The organism is Curtobacterium sp. MCBA15_005, from assembly GCF_001864855.1.
GTDB classification, from domain to species: Bacteria; Actinomycetota; Actinomycetes; order Actinomycetales; family Microbacteriaceae; genus Curtobacterium; species Curtobacterium flaccumfaciens.
This window is the reverse complement of the sequence record NZ_MJGL01000042.1, coordinates 1,116-2,529: the sequence shown is the minus strand read 5'-3', so window position 1 is coordinate 2,529 and position 1,414 is coordinate 1,116. Positions and strand designations below refer to the sequence as shown.

The following is a 1,414-nucleotide window of genomic DNA, read 5'->3' as shown; positions in this document are numbered from 1 at the left end:
GCGGTCGTCGCCCTGGGCACACCGCTGGTCGTCGTGCTCCGGCACACCCGGTGCGGTGCCGTCGCGGCAGCCCGCTCCGGTGAGCCCGTCCCCGCCCCGCACCTGCAGGCCCTCGTGGACGCGATCGCCCCGAGTGTCGAGAAGGTCCGGCTCACCGACGCCGAGCTCCCGCAGGAAGCCGTCGGCGCCGCACACCTCGAAGCCACCCTCCGCCAGGTGATCGAGCGCTCCGGCGCGGTCTCCGATGCCGTGGCCGAGGGTAGATTGGCCGTCGTCGGGGCGACCTACGACCTCGCCACCGGGGAAGTCACCATCGACACCGTCGTCGGCCAGGTCTGACCGACCCGACGAAGACCCAGCCAGACAAGACCCAGCCCGACGACGACCGCCCCGGCGCCCCCGGGGCGCAGGCACGGGCCGGCGCGACCGCGACCGGCGAGCACTTCAGGAAGGACCACGACGACGTGACCGACACCACCCCGACCGAGTTCCGCATCGAGCACGACACCATGGGCGAGGTACGGGTGCCGAAGTCGGCGCTCTACCGTGCCCAGACCCAGCGCGCCGTCGAGAACTTCCCCATCTCGGGCACCGGGCTCGAGTCGGCGCAGATCGTGGCGCTCGCGCGGATCAAGCGGGCGGCGGCCATCGTGAACGGCGAACTCGGCATCGTCGAGCCCGCCGTCGCCGACGCCATCGCCGGTGCGGCCGACCTGATCATCGGCGGCCAGCACCACGACCAGTTCCCGGTCGACGTCTACCAGACCGGCAGCGGCACATCGTCGAACATGAACATGAACGAGGTGCTCGCGACACTGGCGTCGGACATCGCGGGTTCGGCGGTGCACCCGAACGACCACGTCAACGCCTCGCAGTCGTCGAACGACGTCTTCCCCACCTCCGTGCACGTCGCCGTGACCGAGGCGCTCCTCCGCACCCTCGTGCCCGCTCTCGAGCACCTCGCCGAGTCCCTCGAAGCGAAGGCCACACTCTGGGCCGACGCCGTGAAGTCCGGCCGGACGCACCTGATGGATGCCACGCCCGTCACCCTCGGGCAGGAGTTCGGCGGCTACGCACGCCAGATCCGCCTGGGCATCGAACGGGTGCAGGCGACGCTCCCCCGCGTCGCCGAGGTCCCGCTCGGCGGCACCGCGGTCGGCACCGGCATCAACACCCCCAAGGGCTTCCCGCAGCGGGTCATCGCCCAGCTCGCGAGCGACACCGACCTGCCGATCACCGAGGCCGTCGACCACTTCGAGGCGCAGGGTGCGCGTGACGCCCTGGTCGAGGCCTCCGGAGCGCTCAAGGTGCTCGCCGTCAGCCTGACGAAGATCAACAACGACCTGCGCTGGATGGGCTCCGGTCCGAACACCGGCCTGGGCGAGCTGCACATCCCCGACCTGCAGCCCGGCTC

Annotated in this window: 2 protein-coding genes; both read left to right on the top strand. The window is 71.5% G+C overall.

The features are described 5' to 3' along the window. On the top strand, window positions 1-339 hold a 339-nt coding region (locus BIU89_RS12990), incomplete at its 5' end, for a carbonic anhydrase (protein ID WP_217642832.1). A 170-nt stretch (window positions 340-509) separates the two neighbouring features. Beyond that, the coding region (locus BIU89_RS12985; RefSeq protein WP_254791638.1) for a lyase family protein at window positions 510-1,414 on the top strand (905 nt) is incomplete at its 3' end.